Source organism: Pseudomonas viridiflava (genome assembly GCF_900602065.1).
Lineage (GTDB): Bacteria > Pseudomonadota > Gammaproteobacteria > Pseudomonadales > Pseudomonadaceae > Aquipseudomonas.
On the sequence record NZ_UWFN01000205.1, the window covers coordinates 1 to 307 of the forward strand.

Below are 307 nucleotides of genomic sequence, written 5' to 3' on the forward strand. Positions count from 1 at the left end.
GCATTAATTATATTTAATGCCCTGCTCCTTTGATCAGTCGGCATCATGTCCGGCCCTGATTCCATGGCTATCCACATTTGCATGGACATCACGCAACACCCGACTAACATCGCGATCTGGACGGAACACTCGACATGAAAAAGCGTATTTGTCTGCTCATGCTGCTGCTTGCCTCGAAAGGGGTAATGGCCGGACCAACGCTGGACGAACAGAATATCGTTTCCTATATCGATAGCCGCAGTGCAGAACAGATAGCGCTACTTGAGCAACTGGTGAACATCAACAGCGGCACCGACAACGCCGAGGG

General features: G+C 50.8%; 1 pseudogene. It reads left to right on the plus strand.

What is annotated here, in order from left to right:
• Positions 1-134: 134 nt before the first annotated feature.
• Positions 135-307, plus strand: a pseudogene (locus EE949_RS30040) (M20 family peptidase); the annotation flags it as partial.